Source organism: Actinoplanes hulinensis (assembly GCF_019429605.1).
Lineage (GTDB): Bacteria > Actinomycetota > Actinomycetes > Mycobacteriales > Micromonosporaceae > Actinoplanes > Actinoplanes campanulatus.
Genome location: NZ_JAHXZI010000015.1, coordinates 33,259 through 48,701, shown reverse-complemented (window position 1 = coordinate 48,701; position 15,443 = coordinate 33,259). Strand labels below are relative to the sequence as shown.

The 15,443-nt window shown below is 72.2% G+C and carries 15 protein-coding genes and 1 pseudogene; 11 read left to right on the top strand and 5 right to left on the bottom strand.

Annotated features, from left to right (window positions below; translation table 11 throughout):
* Positions 1 to 238 precede the first annotated feature (238 nt).
* The 6 genes from KZ829_RS26760 to KZ829_RS26735 all read left to right on the top strand — a co-directional run bounded on the left by KZ829_RS26760 (position 239) and on the right by KZ829_RS26735 (position 6,326).
* Positions 239 to 667 (top strand): hypothetical protein, encoded by a 429-nt coding sequence (locus KZ829_RS26760; protein WP_220146682.1) that lies wholly within the window; start codon positions 239 to 241, stop codon positions 665 to 667.
* Between the two features lie 58 nt (positions 668 to 725).
* Positions 726 to 1,172, top strand: coding sequence for a LysR substrate-binding domain-containing protein (locus KZ829_RS26755; RefSeq protein WP_220146880.1), 447 nt, complete (start codon positions 726 to 728; stop codon positions 1,170 to 1,172).
* A gap of 44 nt (positions 1,173 to 1,216) precedes the next feature.
* Entirely contained in the window at positions 1,217 to 1,810 is a 594-nt protein-coding gene (locus tag KZ829_RS26750; protein WP_220146681.1) for a dihydrofolate reductase family protein, read from the top strand.
* Between the two features lie 641 nt (positions 1,811 to 2,451).
* Positions 2,452 to 3,858, top strand: coding sequence for a polyprenol phosphomannose-dependent alpha 1,6 mannosyltransferase MptB (mptB, locus tag KZ829_RS26745; protein WP_220146680.1), 1,407 nt, complete (start codon positions 2,452 to 2,454; stop codon positions 3,856 to 3,858).
* A 36-nt stretch (positions 3,859 to 3,894) separates the two neighbouring features.
* A complete protein-coding gene (locus KZ829_RS26740) occupies positions 3,895 to 5,274 on the top strand; it encodes a CotH kinase family protein (RefSeq protein ID WP_220146679.1) in 1,380 nt (459 codons plus the stop codon).
* A 188-nt stretch (positions 5,275 to 5,462) separates the two neighbouring features.
* Positions 5,463 to 6,326, top strand: coding sequence for an NAD(P)-dependent oxidoreductase (locus KZ829_RS26735; RefSeq protein WP_220146678.1), 864 nt, complete (start codon positions 5,463 to 5,465; stop codon positions 6,324 to 6,326).
* Between the two features lie 17 nt (positions 6,327 to 6,343).
* On the opposite strand, the pseudogene KZ829_RS26730 reads toward KZ829_RS26735, so the two are convergent.
* Positions 6,344 to 7,135: pseudogene (locus KZ829_RS26730) on the bottom strand (DMT family transporter); the annotation flags it as partial.
* 72 nt (positions 7,136 to 7,207) lie between these two features.
* Here KZ829_RS26730 and KZ829_RS26725 point away from each other — a divergent pair.
* Positions 7,208 to 8,095, top strand: a complete 888-nt coding sequence (locus tag KZ829_RS26725; protein ID WP_220146677.1) for a LysR family transcriptional regulator — start codon at positions 7,208 to 7,210, stop codon at positions 8,093 to 8,095.
* A gap of 10 nt (positions 8,096 to 8,105) precedes the next feature.
* Here KZ829_RS26725 and KZ829_RS26720 read toward each other — a convergent pair whose 3' ends face one another.
* Positions 8,106 to 8,789 carry an NUDIX hydrolase gene (locus KZ829_RS26720; RefSeq protein ID WP_220146676.1) on the bottom strand — a complete coding sequence of 228 codons (684 nt, stop codon included), beginning with the start codon at positions 8,787 to 8,789 and terminating at the stop codon, positions 8,106 to 8,108.
* A 66-nt stretch (positions 8,790 to 8,855) separates the two neighbouring features.
* Here KZ829_RS26720 and KZ829_RS26715 point away from each other — a divergent pair, with 66 nt between their 5' ends.
* Positions 8,856 to 9,914: an SPFH domain-containing protein gene (locus tag KZ829_RS26715; RefSeq protein ID WP_220146675.1), complete on the top strand. Its 1,059-nt coding sequence runs from the start codon at positions 8,856 to 8,858 to the stop codon at positions 9,912 to 9,914.
* A gap of 25 nt (positions 9,915 to 9,939) precedes the next feature.
* Positions 9,940 to 10,824, top strand: a complete 885-nt coding sequence (locus tag KZ829_RS26710; protein ID WP_220146674.1) for an NAD(+)/NADH kinase — start codon at positions 9,940 to 9,942, stop codon at positions 10,822 to 10,824.
* A 49-nt stretch (positions 10,825 to 10,873) separates the two neighbouring features.
* Here the strand turns inward: KZ829_RS26710 and KZ829_RS26705 are convergent, their stop codons facing one another.
* Positions 10,874 to 11,560, bottom strand: coding sequence for a hypothetical protein (locus KZ829_RS26705; RefSeq protein WP_220146673.1), 687 nt, complete (start codon positions 11,558 to 11,560; stop codon positions 10,874 to 10,876).
* 160 nt (positions 11,561 to 11,720) lie between these two features.
* Complete coding sequence (locus tag KZ829_RS26700; RefSeq protein WP_220146672.1) at positions 11,721 to 12,659, bottom strand: nucleotide-binding protein; 939 nt, start codon at positions 12,657 to 12,659, stop codon at positions 11,721 to 11,723.
* Positions 12,660 to 12,906: 247 nt separating this feature from the next.
* Here KZ829_RS26700 and KZ829_RS26695 point away from each other — a divergent pair, with 247 nt between their 5' ends.
* Together KZ829_RS26695 and KZ829_RS26690 are read left to right on the top strand one after the other, a co-directional pair.
* The gene (locus tag KZ829_RS26695; RefSeq protein WP_220146879.1) at positions 12,907 to 13,893 is read left to right on the top strand and encodes a hypothetical protein; all 987 of its coding nucleotides are present in this window, start codon (positions 12,907 to 12,909) and stop codon (positions 13,891 to 13,893) included.
* A gap of 129 nt (positions 13,894 to 14,022) precedes the next feature.
* The gene (locus tag KZ829_RS26690; RefSeq protein WP_220146671.1) at positions 14,023 to 14,499 is read left to right on the top strand and encodes a QsdR family transcriptional regulator; all 477 of its coding nucleotides are present in this window, start codon (positions 14,023 to 14,025) and stop codon (positions 14,497 to 14,499) included.
* Here the strand turns inward: KZ829_RS26690 and KZ829_RS26685 are convergent.
* Positions 14,489 to 15,370 carry an alpha/beta hydrolase family protein gene (locus KZ829_RS26685; protein ID WP_220146670.1) on the bottom strand — a complete coding sequence of 294 codons (882 nt, stop codon included), beginning with the start codon at positions 15,368 to 15,370 and terminating at the stop codon, positions 14,489 to 14,491. The genes KZ829_RS26690 and KZ829_RS26685 overlap by 11 nt on opposite strands.
* Between the last annotated feature and the right edge of the window lie 73 nt (positions 15,371 to 15,443).

Below are 15,443 nucleotides of genomic sequence, written 5' to 3'. Positions count from 1 at the left end.
TGTGGTTGCGGGCACCCCGGTCGCGGTGGGCGCCGGGTGGCTCGGGTGCTCATGCCGAGTCCAACGACGAAGGCGTACGAAACGGTGCACATCCGGCACGACGCTTGATGATCTTGATGGGGTGAAAGGTCATACCTTTCGCCTGTGCCGTTCCGGCAGGTCCACAACGCGCCGAACCTGATACTGGAATCGACCGCAGGCGAAATCGGATCGAATCCCGTGAAAGAGGAGAACCTTCGTGGCACGCAATTATCTGGCGATCGCATCGGTGCTGGCAGCGGCGTCCGCCGGCGCGGCTGTTCCCAGTCCCGCCCGGGCAGATCCCGGTGATCGGAGCGTGAGTGCGACCGTGCGGAATTACAGCGACGAAAGGCTGAGCCTGGTCGAATTCGATGTGTCCGAGGGGGAATGGCTGGTGAAACCCCCGAAGGGCGTCAACCGGAACAAGACGGTGACATTCTCGGCGGAGTCGACGAAGGACACCGGCGGCACCGCGGCCACCGCCACCTACAAGACACGATTCGGCAAGGTGGAATTCTATTTGAGCAACCCGTGGACGCAGAGCAGCGACTACATCTGCGACGTCCCCGACGAACTGCGCTGTGACGTCGAAGGCGCCGGCGACGCGAACGAAGCCGAGGTCGCCTACGTCATCCGGTACAGCTGACCGGGGTGGCCGGCGTCCATGACGCCGGCTACCGCTCCACGGCCAGACGCACACGCCACTGTCCCGGCCCGACCTGCGCGGCCTCGACCAGCGGCCGCTCTACCGCGAACCGATGTTGCTCGCCGTACTCCGCAAAGACGCGCCGTCCGCAAGCGGCCCGATCGACCTGGCCGACTTCGCCGGCGCGGCCTGGGTCGCGGCACTGACCAGCACCGGCTTCCAGGCCGCCACCGAGATGGCCTGCCGGGCCGCCGGCTTCGAACCACGGATCGAGACGCGGGTGCACAGCTATCCGATGGCGCTCGCCATGGTGGCCGCCGGATTCGGGGTCGCCCTCGTGCCGCGGCTCGCCGCCACCGCGCAGTGCGGGCTCGTGCACCTGCCGATCGCCCGGCCCACCGGGCTGGTCCGCCAGATCCACGCCACCACCCGGACCGCCGACCGCTCCCCGGCGGTCCGGCACCTGTCCCGCTGTCTGGTGGAGGCACTCAAGGCGGCCACCTGAGCCAGAATGTCGGCAAGACGCGATCAGGTTGAGGGGAAATCGCCATGGCATTCGTGACCGCATCCATCTCGGTCTCGGTCGACGGGTTCGTCGCCGGGAAGAACCAGGCCGCCGACCGGCCGCTCGGAGAGGCCCCGGCCATCGAGCTGCACCGGTGGCTGTTCGAGACGCCGGAGGAGAACCGGCCGGAGATCGAAGCGCACACGGACGCCGGCGCGTACATCATGGGCCGCAACATGTTCGGCCCCATCCGCGGTGAGTGGGATCTGTCGTGGACGGGCTGGTGGGGCGACGAGCCGCCCTACCACAAACCGGTCTTCGTGCTCACCCATCACCCCCGCGAGGACCAGTCGATGGCCGGCGGCACGACCTTCCACTTCGTCACCGGCGGAATCCACGACGCCTTCGACCGGGCGCGCGAGGCGACCGGCGACGGGCGGATCATGATCGCCGGCGGGGCGTCGACGGTCAACCAGTATCTCGCCGCCGGGCTGATCGACCAGCTGACCCTGAACGTCGTACCGGTCATGCTCGGGGCCGGCGAGCGACTGTTCGACGGGATTCCGCCACTCAAGCTGGAACAGATCGGCTCCCGGGCCGCGTCGCTGGTCACCCACATCACCTACCGGGTGGGCTAGAGATCTTTGTGGTCGGGGTCCGCGTTTCGCGTCCAGCTTCTATTTCCTGTACGCGTGACGTCGTCGCCGTCTCGTTGGGACCGTCCCGTCCGGTCGGCGCGTGCTTGCTGCCCGCTCCGGCCTGTGCCGCGCCCGCCGGGCGTAGATCGGTGGCCGGGCGGGCCGAGCCGACCCCCACTTCCTCATGCGCCGCCGGTCACGGCCGGATCGCCATTCGGTCGCCCTGAGCGGGTGGTCACGCTCCTGCCGGCCAGGCACCCGGGCTGCCCACTTTCAGCCGTTATGCCGGTCTCCCTGAGTGGGTGGTCGCGGTTCCACCAGGGTGGGTGCACACGGTGGCGGGGTCGTGGTCGCATACATGGCATATAGCCGTGGTGGCCGCGCACACGGCGTCTTCCGTGTGCGGCCACCGCGGCATCGACCGCCCGACCGTGTGCGCCCGGCCGCCGGGTGCGCCGGCCGTGCGGCGACCGCCGGGTACGCCGGCCGTGCGGCGGCTGAGAAAGGAGCCGGAAGCGAAACGCGAACCCTGTCCACGACAGCTCGCTGGCGCGCACCGGTCATCATGACGTCGGCCGGCGGAGCACCGCCGGTTCGACGCCGGCCGTACGGTGTTCACCGGGCGGCCCGACGATGTGGACGTGTCGTTGACGGGGATCCGCTATCTCGGCCTGGCCGGAACGGTGCTGTTGGTGATCGGCGGACGGCTCGGGGGCGCGCTGCCCACCGCCGACCTGGACGCCACACCGGCGAGCGTGGCGCGCGGCCCGCACGGGCTGGTGATCCTGGCGTGCTGGCTGCTGGGGACGGGTCTGCAGGCGTACGCCTGGTGGTCCGGCCGAGACCGGGCACCGTCGGTGCGCTGGGTTCTCGTCACGGCGGCGCTGTGGACCCTGCCGTTCCTGCTGGCGGCGCCGATGGGCAGCCGGGACGTGTACTCCTATGTCTGCCAGGGCGAGATGTTCCGGCACGGGATCGACCCGTACCGGTATGGCGTGAACGCGCTGCCCTGCACCTGGATCGACACAGTGTCGATGAACTGGCGGGACACGGTCACCCCGTACGGCCCGCTCTTCATCCTGATCGCCGCCGCGGCGGTCGCGGTCGGCGGCGGCCTGGCCGGTGCCGTCCTTATCCTGCGGCTGGCCGCGCTGGCCGGAATCGTGGCGGTCGCCGTCGCCCTGCCGCCGCTGGCACGCCGCTGCGGCATCCCGCCGCAGCGGGCCCTCTGGCTGGCGCTCGCCGGACCGCTGGTCGGCGCCCATCTGCTCGCCGCGCCACACAACGACGCGGTCATGCTCGGCCTGGCGGTGGTCGCCCTCTTCCTGATCGTACGGTCGGGAGCACGCACATCCTGGCTGCTCCCCGCGGGCGCGCTGCTCGGCCTGGCGATCTCCGTGAAGCTCACCGCCCTGGTGATCGTCCCGTTCGCGATCCTGGCCGCCGGCCCACTGCGCCGGGCCGCTGTGACGATCGGCGGTGGAGCGGCCGCCGCTCTGATGTCCCTCGCCGTGGCGAGCGGCCTGGGCTGGGGGTGGATTCCGGCCACCGGCGTGGGCACCTCGATAATCCAGTTCACGTCACCGCCGACCGCGGTCGGGATGACCCTGACCTACCTGGGCAAGACCGTGCACCCCGGTTTCGACGCGGTGCCCGTGGTCCGCGCCCTGGCCGTCGTCCTGCTCGCCGCCACGCTGGCCTACCTCTGGTGGCGGGCTCACCGCGCCCCCGACCGCATCCGGTCCGCCCTGCACGGCGCCGCCCTGGCGCTGGCCGCGACCGTCCTGCTGGCCCCGGTCCTGCACCCCTGGTACCTGCTGTGGCCGCTCACCCTGCTCGCCGCCACCACCCGCCGCACCACGGCGATCATGGTGGCCACCGTGGTGTGCGCGTTCTCGGTGCTGCCGGACGGCGGCGGGCTGGCCCGGTTCGTCAAGTTCCCCGGCGCCCCGATCGCCACCGTGCTGCTCGCCGTCCTGCTGGTCGTGGCTGTCAGGCGACGCACAGCCTCCGCACAACCCACTCCTGAGCCCGCGACGTCTCCTTGAGCCGTCCCCGCCGCACCGCGATCAAGGATGGCCCGCATGCTCGACCCCAAGCTCTCCCGCCGCTCGTTCGGCGCCGCGCTCGCCGGCGCCTTCGGAGTGGCCGTCCTCGCCGGCTGCGGCATCCAGAGCGGCAGCAGCGGGAAGACGGCATCGACGGCCGGCAGCGGGCTCTTCGACGCCACGCTGGTGCACGACATCGACGTCACGTTCGAGCAGTCCGACTACGACACGATGATCGACGCCTTCCTGAAAGACGGCGACAAGAACTGGATCGAGGCGGACGTCACGATCGACGGCACCACGTTCGAGAAGGCCGGGCTGCGGCTCAAGGGCAACTCGTCGCTGAAAGGGCTCACCAAGTCGGGCAGCACCGCGACCGCCGGCACCCAGCAGCAGCGTGGCGGCGGGCCGGGCGGCAGCGTCTCCGCCGAGAACCCGCAGGACCTGCCGTGGCTCGTGCGGCTCGACAAGTTCACCGCCGGGCAGGCGTACGGCGGGTACACCGAGTTCGTGGTCCGCTCGAACACCACGAAGTCGGCGCTGAACGAGGCGGTCGCCCTGGAGCTGCTGGGCCTGGCCGGGCTGGCCACGCAGAGGTCGGCGTCCACCCGGCTCAAGGTCAACGGCGGCGACCAGGTGCTGCGGCTGATCGTCGAGAATCTGGGCGACAAGTGGGATTCCGACAACTTCGGTGCGGCCGGGATCCTCTACAAGGCGGAGAGCGGCGGCGACTACTCGTACCGGGGTGAGGACGCCGAGGCCTACAAGGACGTCTTCGACCAGGAGACCGACTCCGGCAACCCCAACCTGGTCCCGCTGATCGCCTTCCTCAAGTTCATCAACCAGTCCGAGGACGCGGCCTTCACGTCCGATCTGGGCGCCCATCTGGACGTGTCGGCGTTCGCGACCTACCTGGCGTTCCAGGAGCTGGTCAAGAACTCGGACGACATCGACGGGCCCGGCAACAACTCGTACCTGCGCTATACGACCGCCAAGGACCAGTTCACCGTGGTGGCCTGGGACCACAATCTGGCGTTCGGCGGGATGGGCGGCGGCGGTGGCCGTGGCGGAAACCCGGGCGGCGGGCAGATGCAGCCACCGACCGACGGCGGCCAGATGCAGCCACCGACCGACGGCAACGCCCCGGCCGACGGAGGCCAGCGCAACGGCGGCGGAGGTGGGCGGCCCGGCGGCCGCAACAACATCCTGGTTCAGCGGTTCAACGCCGACACCACCTTCAAAGCGGCGTACGACAAAGCGCTCACCGACCTCAGGGCCAGCCTCTACACCAGCGGCAAGGCCACCGAGATCCTCCGGAAGCGGGCCGCGGCGCTGACCGCCCACGCGAGCGACCTGGTCCCCGCCGACACCGTCACGAGCGAGTCCGACACGATCAAGGCCTACTTCACGGCATGAGCCGGGCTGCGGGAGGCCGGGCCGGGTGGGATGAAGTCGGGTCCCGGCCGGCGGGAGGCCGGTCCGGGTCGGATGAGGTCGGACGGCGGGAGGTCGGGCGGAGTGGGACGGCCCTGGCCCCGGCGCCGGGCCACGGGCGCCGGATTGGCCGCTTTCCGGCGGCCGCCCGGCCCGTAACGTCGGAGTGCATGAGGGTGGGATTCGTCGGGCTCGGCGTGATGGGGCAGCCGATGGCGCTCAACCTGGCACGGGCCGGCACCGGGCTGATCGTCTGGAACCGGACACCGGAACGGGCCGCCCCGCTGCGGGCGGCCGGGGCTCTCGTCGCGGACGGCCCCGAGGAGGTCTTCGCCGCGGCGGACACGGTGATCCTGATGCTGGCCGACGACGTCGTCACCGACACCGTGCTGCACCGCGGCTCGGGCGCGTTCGCCGGGCTGGTCGAGGGCCGCACACTGGTCAACATGGGCACCGTGGCGCCGGGCTGGGCGGCCGGGCTGGCCGCGGACGTGCGGGCCGCCGGAGGAACGTACGTCGAAGCTCCGGTCTCGGGCTCGCGCGGACCCGCGGAGTCGGGCGACCTGGTGGTGATGATCGCCGGAGGCGATCCGGAGGTGGAGGCCCTGCTGCGGCCGCTGTGCCGGGAAATTGTGCGCTGCGGCGACGTGCCCGGCGCGCTGCTGATGAAGCTGGCCGTCAACACCTTCCTGATCAGCATGGTCACCGGGCTGGCCGAGGCGTTCCACTTCGCCGGGCGGCACGGTCTGGACGCGCGGACGCTGCTCGCCGTGCTGGACGCCGGGCCGATGGCCAGCACGGTGTCCCGGGTCAAGGGCCGCAAGCTCGCCGACGGCGATTTCGAGGTGCAGGCGTCCATTCGCGACGTGCACTACAACAACCGGCTCGTGGTCGAGGCCGCCCGCCGGGCCGGGTTCGCGTCGCCGTTGCTGGAGGTCTGCGCGCAGTTGTACGCGGAGGCCGAGCGTTCCGGGTTCGGGGCCGCGGACATGGCGGCCGTGATCCGCGCCCTGGAGGACCGTTCCACCCGCTGACCCCAGTAGACGCCGGCCAACACCAGCCCGATCCCGGCAATCGCCGTGCCGGTCAGATGCTCGCCGCCGATGCCCACACCGATCAGCACCGCCCACACCGGCTCGGTGCCCAGCAGCAGGCTGGCCCGCGCTGCCGAGGTCCGCCGGATCGCCCACAACTGCACCAGGAACGCGAACACGCTGCACCCCAGCGCCAGGTAGAGCACACCCAGCCACTCCGCTGTCCCGAACCCGGCGGCGGCCGGCATAAGCGCCGGCCCGGCCGCCACGCCGAAGACCACCGCCCCGACGACCGTCTGCACCGTGGTCAGCGTGAGCGTGTCGTAGCCCGGCCTGGCCAGCCGCCCGGAGAGCGTCACGTGCGCGGCCCGGACCACGGCGGCGGCCAGGATCAGCGCGTCACCGGCCGACGGCGCCCGCAGCCCGGGGCCCACCACCAGGAGCGCCACCCCGGCCGTCGCCGTCGCGGCGGCCAGCAGGAACCGGCCCGGCAGCCCGCCCTGCATCAGCGCGGTGAGCAGGATGGTCAGGCTGATCAGCACCCCGGCGTTGGTGGCGCTGGTCTGCGACACCCCGTACGTCTCCAGCACCAGCACCGACGCCTGAGTGCACCCGAGCAGCACGCCGACGCCCAGCTCCCGCCGTCCCGGCCGGCGCGTGACCGCGAGCGGCAGCAGGGCGGCCGTCGACACGAGGTAGCGCAGCGCCAGCACCACGAGCACGCCCCCGGCCACGGTCAGGGTCTTGGCCGCCAGGTAGCTGCTGCCCCAGATCACGGCCACAGCCAGCAGAAGAAGGTCTCCGGTCACATCGGGAAGCGTGTGGGCGGTCGATCCGGTAGACAAGACGGCAACCCGTGAATCGACGATGTAGTAGGCCTAATGGATCCGCATCACCTGAGACTGTTGCGCGAGCTGGGAGAGCGGGGCAGCGTGGCCGCCGTCGCCCGCGCGCTGCACATCACGCCGTCCGCGGTGTCCCAGCAGTTGAACACCCTGCAACGGTCGGCGCGGGTGCCGCTGACCGAGCGCAGCGGCCGCCGGCTGGTGCTCACCGAGGCGGGGCGGGCCCTGGCCGCGGCCGCCGTCGAGGTGATGACCGCGCTCGACCGCGCGTCCCGGGCGGTCGGCGACTATCTGGACGATCCGGCCGCCCCGGTGACCGTGGCCGCGTTCCACAGCGCCGGGCTCACCTGGTTCGCCCCGCTCATCGCCCGGCTCGCCGCGACCGGCGGGCCACCGGTGCGCTGCTGTGACGAGGATGTGGCACACGCCGGCTTCCCGCGACTGGTCGGCGACTACGACCTGGTGCTGGCGCACCGGCTCGCGCACAGCCCGCCCTGGCCGGTCGGCCGGCTGACAGTCGTGCCGCTGATCCACGAGCCGCTGTACGTCGCCATGTCGGTGGACCACCCGCTCGCCGCTCGGGAGCGGCTCACCGCGGCCGCCGTGAGCGCGTTCCCGTGGATCAGCGTGCACGAGGGGTTCCCGCTCGAAGGCGTGCTGACCGCGATCGCGGCGGCGGCCGGGCGACCGCTGGACGTGGCGCACCGGATCAACGAGTTCACCGTGGCCGCGTCGGTGGTCGCGTCGGGGGCGGCGCTGGCGCTGTTGCCGGGGCGCACCACGGTGCCGGATCCGCGGCTGGCGCTGCGGCCGCTCGCGGACCTCCCGGCCGGCCGGCACATCGACGTGCTGGCCAGGCCGGAAACGCTGCACCGGGCGTCGGTGCGCACGGTTCTGGACGTGCTGCGGGAGATCGCGGGCTAGGTGACCGGCGTTACACACGCTGGCGCAGCAGGGGTGGGTGCAGGAGGGTGGCCGGGCCGCGGCGGAAGAGCTGGGCGGGGCGGCCGCGGTCGCGGATGACCGTGCCGCCGGTGGGTTCGATGAAGCCGTCGGCGCCGGTCACCTTGCGGTGGAAGTTGCGCGGGTCGAGGCGGGTCCGCCAGACGGTCTCGTAGACGGCGCGCAGGTCGGCGACGGTGAACTCGGGTGGGCAGAAGGCCGTGGCCAGGGGGGTGTACTCGAGTTTGGCGCGGGCCCGCTCCAGGCCGTCGGCGAGGATGCGGCCGTGGTCGAAGGCCAGTTCGCCCGGGGTGATGTCGGCGGCGGGGCGCCACCCCGCGCCGGCGGCGTCGCTTCCGGGCACCGGGGCCGGCAGGTCGGGCAGCAGGGCCAGGTAGGCGACGGTCACGACGCGGCCGCGCGGGTCGCGGCCGGGGGTGCCGTAGGTCGCCAGCTGTTCGAAGTGGCCGTGTTGCGGGTCGAGGCCGGTCTCCTCGCGTAGTTCGCGGGCGGCGGCCTCGCCGAGGTCCTCGCCGGGCAGGACGAAACCGCCCGGTAGCGCCCACCGGTCCGGGTAGGGCGGGATGCCCCGGCGGATCAGCAGCACCTGGAGTGCGGTCTGCCGGATGGTCAGCAGCACGAGGTCCACGGTGACCGACACCACGTTTAGCGTCATGTTGACGATAATAGCGTCCCGGGATTATCGTCAGATCGACGAAAAAGCGAGTGAAGGACGGCTGAGATGGCTGACGTGACGCGACGACTGCACCTGCGGCACCTGCGCGGGGCCCCGACCAGCTGGGTCAGCCACACCGTCAAGGGGCGCCCCAAGCGGGCCGGGACAGGGCTGTCGTTCTGGTACCGGCCGTTGACCGCGGTGCTGTCCGAGGTCCCGGTGGACGACCGGGAGCTGCCGCTGCTGTTCCACGCCCGGACCGGGGACTTCGCCGACGTGACCGTGCAGGCGACGGTCACCTACCGGTTCAGTGACCCGGCCGCGGCCGCGGGGCGCCTCGACTTCTCGATCGACCCGTTCACCGGCAGGTGGCGCGGTCAGCCCCTCGACCAGGTGGCGACGCTGCTGGCCGAGCTGGCCCAGCAGCCGGCCCTCGACGTGCTGGCCCGGGTGCCCCTCGGCGAGGCGCTGACCAGCGGCATCGCCCCGGTCCGCCAGTCGGTCGCGGACGCGCTGGCCGGCGACCCCCGGCTCACCGAGACGGGCGTCTCGGTGGTCAGCGCCCGGGTCGTGGCGATCCGGCCGGAGCCGGACATCGAACGAGCGTTGCAGACGCCGACCCGTGAGCAGGTGCAGCAGGAGGCGGACAAGGCGACGTACGCCCGCCGCGCGCACGCCGTGCAGCAGGAGCGGCAGATCGCCGAGAACGAGTTGCAGAGCAAGATCGAGCTGGCCCGCCGGCAGCAGGAGCTGGTCGAACAGCACGGCGCCAACACCCGCCGGGAGGCCGAGCTGGACGCCGAGACACAGCTCGTAGCGGCGAAGGCGGACGCCGACCGCAAGGAGATCGCCAGCATCGCGGCCGGGGAGCGGACCCGGCGCGGCGCCGTCACCGAGGCCGAGGCCACCCGGGCGCGCGACGAGGCCCGGGCGGCCGGGGCGCGGATCGTCGGTCTGGCCGAGGCGGAGGCGGAGGCGGCGCGCCTGGCCGCGTACCAGGATCTGCCGCCCGCGGTTCTCCAGGCGCTGGCGCTCAAGGAGCTGGCCGGCCACCTGCCCGCCGTGAACGAGCTGACGATCACCCCGGACGTGCTGACCAAGCTGGTCGGACGGCTGGGCCAATGAGCGAGCTACAACCAAAGGCGGGGCGATGAGCAGCCTGGCTCCGCGGGTGGTGGTCGTGTCGCGGCGCAGTGAGCTCGACGAGTTGCTGGCCCGGCACGGCACGCTGGGTGCGGCCGCGTACTTCCTGCGCCAGCGCGGCCGTGATCTGGGCGAGGTCACCGCCCGGCACGAGGCGCTGCGGGCCGCGCTCACCGAGGTGGGCGCGGCGGTGCCGGCCGAGTGGCGGCGCGGTCACGTGGAGCGGGCCGATCTGCCGCGGTTCCTGTTCGCGCCGGAGGACGTGGTGGTCGCGGTCGGCCAGGACGGGCTGGTCGCGAACGTGGCGAAGTACCTGGACGGGCAGCCGGTGATCGGGGTGGACCCGGAGCCGGGCCGCAATCCGGGGGTGCTGTCGCGGCACCGGGCGGCCGGGGTGGCGGCCCGGCTGCGCGACGCCGGCCGGCACACCGAGGAGCGGACCATGGTGGTGGCCCGGCTCGACGACGGCCAGGAGCTGTACGGCCTGAACGAGGTGTACGTCGGCCACGCCGGCCACCAGTCGGCCCGGTACGTGCTGACCACCCCGGACGGTGACCGGGAGCGGCAGTCGTCGTCCGGGCTGATCGCCGGCACCGGCACCGGGGCGACCGGCTGGTGCGCGTCGATCGCCCGGGAGCGGGCCGCCGCACCGCCGCCGCCGGCGCCCGGTGACGCCGAGCTGTGCTGGTTCGTCCGGGAGGCGTGGCCCTCCCCCGCCACCGGGGTGCGGCAGACCGCCGGCCGGCTCACCGCGACCGCCGAGCTGGAGCTGACCAGCGAGTCGGAGCGCCTGGTCGTCTTCGCGGACGGGCTGGAGTCGGACGCGCTGGAGCTGTCCTGGGGCCAACGGGTCCGGATCGGCGTGGCGTCCCGCCGGCTCCGGCTGGTCTAGGTCTGCCCGGTCGATTGCGCGGGTGTGAGGCGTGGTCCAGCAGGACGGGCTAGGCGAGGAGGGCTTCGCGCATCTCCTTGCCCGGGTTGAAGCCGCCGACGACCCGGTTGGTGGCCGGATCGCGGACGTCGACGGTGTTGTTGCGGCGCATCTGCTCGCGGATCGGCGACGGCAGCGGCGGCGTGTCGGACATGGCGTCGCGGATGTCGCGGGCGGCCGCGATGAGGCGGGCCGCGAGGGTGGCGGAGTCCGCGTCGGGGCGCACGCCGCCGTACTCCCATCCGGCCGTGACCAGGTCGAGCAGCTCCAGGACGTGGGTCAGAACCGGGTTCGCGTCGACGATCCGGACCAGCTGCTTGGCCTGGTTCCCGGCGACGGTCACGGCCGCGGTCGTCTGGACGTACGGATGGAAGGCACCGGCCGGCACCGTGGTCAAGGGTGACCGGAGCCGCGTGCCGGCGCTCTGCCAGGTCCAGCGGTAGTCGCGGCGCTCGACCGGGAAGCCCTGGGCGGCCATCGCCGCGAACGCGGTGTCCGCGGACTCGCGCAGCACGAGAGTCGCGGCGACGAGCCCGTCGTCACCGTCGAGCAGCGCCGCCGCCTCAGCGGCCTGGCCGGCGAACCGGGCCGTTGCCTGTCCGCCGAACCGGGTCCGCAGCTCGCGGAGCAGCTCCTGCTGGCGGCCGGGGTCCGTCTGCGCCTGCCGTCCACCCGACCCGAATCGGAACCACCGCATGTCGCCTCGTCTCAGCCGCCTCGAAGATCGCGCAACATAGTAGTCGCCGGGACGGGACCCTGTGCGAGCGGATCATGCCTATAATGACAACCGTTTCCAGCAGGAGTCGCTGAGACCGCGCCGGAATGCCCCGTTTGCCGGCGGGGCACTCCGGCGTTTCTCACACCGTGACCGGGCCCAGCTGGCCGGTGACGTCGCCGTGCGCGGCGCGAACCCAGCCCTTGCCGGCGACCCGCAGGTGGAGTGTGCGCATGAGGTCCTCGCGCCGGGCGGCGGAGATCGGCCGGGACTCGGCGTGCCGCGCGATCCGCGCCAGCGGGGCGGCGTCGTCCAGGTCCCGCGGCCGTGGCGGGCTGCCGGCCTGGCGGGCCCGGCGCAGACCGGCCTGCATGCCGAGGACCGCGATCGGAGCGACGCCCAGCTCCCGTTCCAGATACTGGCGGTCCAGGTCGTCGGCCACCTTGTTCCCGACGACCGCCACGGCGTCGGCCACGCCGGCCGCCGCGGCCAGTTCCCGGTAGCGGCGGGCCACCGACACCGACTCCGGCGTCGGCTCGGCCACCACGACGATCATGTCGAACTGGGCGTGCAGCGAGTTCGCGAACGCGTCCGTCCCGGCGACCATGTCGCAGACCACCCAGCCGTCGTCGGCCGGATCCAGGTGGGAGAGCAGGTTCTCCAGGATGGCGAGATGTCCGTGGTAGCAGCCGGATCCGATGTCCGCGGGCTCGTAGGTCCCGACGTGCAGGACGTGTGCCCGGTCGTCGAGCGGTGTCGCGTGCCGGGCCAGGACCGGGTCCGCCGGGTCGAGGGTGACCAGCCGTGATCCGGGGCCCGGGGGTGTCGTCGCCACGAAATGTTCCACCCCGGCGATCCGGGTGTTGCCGCCGAGCAGATGGGTGCGCACCGACCGCACGTTGTCCGGGTGCGACAGCGCGTCCTCAGCGCGTGCGGTCACACCGAGAAGGGGTGCGAGGTGCACGTTGACGTCCGCGTCGACGGCGAGCACGCGGTGCCCGGCCGCCCGCAGGTGCTGCACGAACAGCGCCGCCAGGGTGCTCTTCCCACTGCCGCCCTTGCCAGTGAAAGCGATTTTCATTTGCATGAAGGTAAGGATGGCACGGCGTGGTGGCAAGCACCGCCACTCCGCGATTCCGGTCGGTACACCTACGTGAACCGCTCCGCGCCGGGACGGGCCGGCGCCACCACGGCGCCGCGGTCGGCGTACCGGGAAAGGGTTTGATCTGTCTCCGGACGGGCGCCGAGGTCGACCACCAGAAGCCCACTGTGGGCTTGCTGACGCCCGTGCCGGCCGGTGGCGGCGCCATGGCAGGGTATGGGCCGTGATGGGTGTTCTACTGGTGGCCGCGCTGACCGGAGCGCCCGTCGCCACGGCCGGACCGGCCGAGACCGTGTGCCGGATCGAGGACGACCGGCTCGTGGAGATCTCCGGCCTGGTCAGCGACGGCAGCGGTTACGTGGTGGTCAACGACAGCTCCGACGACGCGGACCGGCGCCGGATCTTCTTCCTGGACGAGGATTGTGCGGTGACGCGGACGGTGAAGTACCCGTCGGAGCCGCAGGACACCGAGGATCTGACCCGCGCCGCCGACGGGACGCTGTGGGTGGGCGACACCGGCGACAACGACAAGAAGCGGGACTCCATCGCGCTGTGGCGGCTGGACCCGGGGTCGAAGAAGCCGGAACTGTTCCGGCTGTCCTACCCGGACGGGCCGCACGACGCGGAGGCGCTGCTGGTGGGCGCGGACGGCGTACCGGTGATCGTGACGAAGGATCCGCTGACCGCCGGGGTGTACGTGCCGGACGGTGAGTTGCGCGCCGACGGGACCACGGCGCTGCGCCGGGCCGGCGGCTGGGGGATCCCGATCGGCACCGGGACCAGCAACCCGTACGGCATCCGGGGCCGGGCCGTGGTGACCGGCGGCGCGGTCAGCCCGGACGGCCGGCGGGTGGCGTTGCGGACGTACGCGGACGCGTTCGAGTTCGACGTGCCGGACGGTGACGTGGTGCGGGCGATCACCGAGGGCACGGCCACGCCGGTGGCGTTGCCGGACGAGCCGCAGGGCGAGTCGATCGCCTACTCCTCGGACGGGACCGCCCTGTTGACGGTCTCCGAGGGCAAGGGTGGGGTGCCGCTGACGCGTTACCCGTCAGGGTTGCCGGTCCCGCCGTCGCCATCGCCGTCGCCGTCCCCCGTCGTGGACGCCACCTCCCCTCTGGACCGGCCGTTCCCGGTCGGCGCGATGATCGCCGGGATCGCCTTCGCCGGGGCCGCCGTCACACTGTTCGCCATGCGGCGCCGCCACCATTAGTGATCCGTTTTCTCCTCTCTTCCGTACCCCTTTCCGGAAGGGGGGAGAATCTTGCTGATCAAACGGCGTGTCATCGCTCCCGAAGTCCTCCTCCGGGGTGCTGCCATGCATTTCCTGCAGCATTCCACAATGGACATGGATGTTCTCGCCACCGAGCTGGCGATCAGCCGGGCGACGCTCTACCGGGCGGCCGGCAGCCGGGACACCCTGCTCGGCGAGGTGTTCTGGGCGATCGGGCGGCTGCTGATCGAGGAGGCGTCCGGGGAGGTCACCGCGACCGGCCGGGACCGGGTCATCGGGATCTCCCGGCAGTTCGCCGAGCTGGTCGACTCGGCCCAGCAGCTGCGCGCCTTCATCGCCGAGGAGCCGCAGACCGCGGCGCGGGTGCTGTTCACGACGGCCGGCGACGTGAACCACCGGGCGGTCGACGCCCAGCTCGCGATCTTCGTCGAGTCCGGGATCGAGGGCGAGGCCGGGGATCTGCGCCGACGGGCCTTCATGTACGTCCGCACCCTCGAGTCGGTGCTGTACGGCCCGCTGCTGGGCAGCGGGCCGATCGCCTTCGAGTCGGCCGAGCCGGCCCTGCGGGCGCTGCTTACACCGTGAAGCCGTCGCAGGTGCTGCGGTACTCGCTGACCGCCGCGCCCGCGCCCGGGCCGGGGCAGACGAACTGCCGGTAGCGGGTGTCGTCGTCGACGAACAGCTTCAGCCAGGCGATGCTGGTGGCGGCGATGGTGGCGTTCGGGGTGTTCGGCGCGAAGTGGCTGGCGTCGTTCAGTTCGAGGTAGGCCTTGCCGGGGCCGGACGGCAGGCTCTGGAAGAACGGCTCGGAGTGGCTGCGCACCGGGGCGATGCTGTCGGATTCCGCGCCGATGATCAGCGTGGGCACGGTGTCCTGGCGGAACGACTTGGTCAGGTTCCACGGGGTGAGCGGGATGGCCGCCTGCAGTCCGGGCCGGCTGCGGGCCGCCTCGAGGGCGCCGCCGCCGCCCATCGAGTGGCCCATCACCGCCACCCGGGAGGCGTCGATCCGGGTCCGGGCGCCGCTCTGGCCGGTCAGGAAGTCGGCGGCGGCGAGCAGTTGGCGGCCGCGGCTGGCGGGCTGGTCGGAGGTGGTCAGCGTGTCGATGTTGAACACCACGAAGCCCTGTGAGGCGATCCGTGGGGCCAGCCAGGCCATGCTGGACCTGCGGGCGGTGAAGCCGGGCGCGATGACCACCGCGCCGAAGGTGCCGGCGCCGGCGCTCGCCGGGAAGTAGATGTCGCCGCCGCCGAAGCCGGTCACCGAGGCGCGGGCGACGGCGGTCTGCGAGATCGCGAACGGTCCGCGCGCCGCCGCGATGCTGTTCGCGCTCGGCGCCGGGCCCCGCTGGAAACTGTCGGTGGCGGCGTCGGCACGCGGGATGAGCGTGATCCCGGCGGCGCCGATCGCGACGGCCGCCGCAATTCCGAATAGGCGCGGAATCGTCTTGCTCAATGTTCTCTCCCCACTGACGAAACGATTGTCTGCGTGGAAAGCGTGCTCCCGGAATGGGTCGTCGCCAACGGTT

Bases quoted from the DNA above. Each gene is read 5' to 3' on its own strand.
- KZ829_RS26715 (WP_220146675.1), top strand. From the start codon at position 8,856: ATGGCTGACGTGACGCGACGACTGCACCTGCGGCACCTGCGCGGGGCC.
- KZ829_RS26725 (WP_220146677.1), top strand. From the start codon at position 7,208: ATGGATCCGCATCACCTGAGACTGTTGCGCGAGCTGGGAGAGCGGGGC.
- KZ829_RS26750 (WP_220146681.1), top strand. From the start codon at position 1,217: ATGGCATTCGTGACCGCATCCATCTCGGTCTCGGTCGACGGGTTCGTC.
- KZ829_RS26705 (WP_220146673.1), bottom strand. From the start codon at position 11,560: ATGCGGTGGTTCCGATTCGGGTCGGGTGGACGGCAGGCGCAGACGGAC.
- KZ829_RS26740 (WP_220146679.1), top strand. From the start codon at position 3,895: ATGCTCGACCCCAAGCTCTCCCGCCGCTCGTTCGGCGCCGCGCTCGCC.
- KZ829_RS26695 (WP_220146879.1), top strand. From the start codon at position 12,907: ATGGGTGTTCTACTGGTGGCCGCGCTGACCGGAGCGCCCGTCGCCACG.
- KZ829_RS26735 (WP_220146678.1), top strand. From the start codon at position 5,463: ATGAGGGTGGGATTCGTCGGGCTCGGCGTGATGGGGCAGCCGATGGCG.
- KZ829_RS26710 (WP_220146674.1), top strand. From the start codon at position 9,940: ATGAGCAGCCTGGCTCCGCGGGTGGTGGTCGTGTCGCGGCGCAGTGAG.
- KZ829_RS26700 (WP_220146672.1), bottom strand. From the start codon at position 12,659: ATGAAAATCGCTTTCACTGGCAAGGGCGGCAGTGGGAAGAGCACCCTG.
- KZ829_RS26690 (WP_220146671.1), top strand. From the start codon at position 14,023: ATGGACATGGATGTTCTCGCCACCGAGCTGGCGATCAGCCGGGCGACG.
- KZ829_RS26720 (WP_220146676.1), bottom strand. From the start codon at position 8,789: ATGACGCTAAACGTGGTGTCGGTCACCGTGGACCTCGTGCTGCTGACC.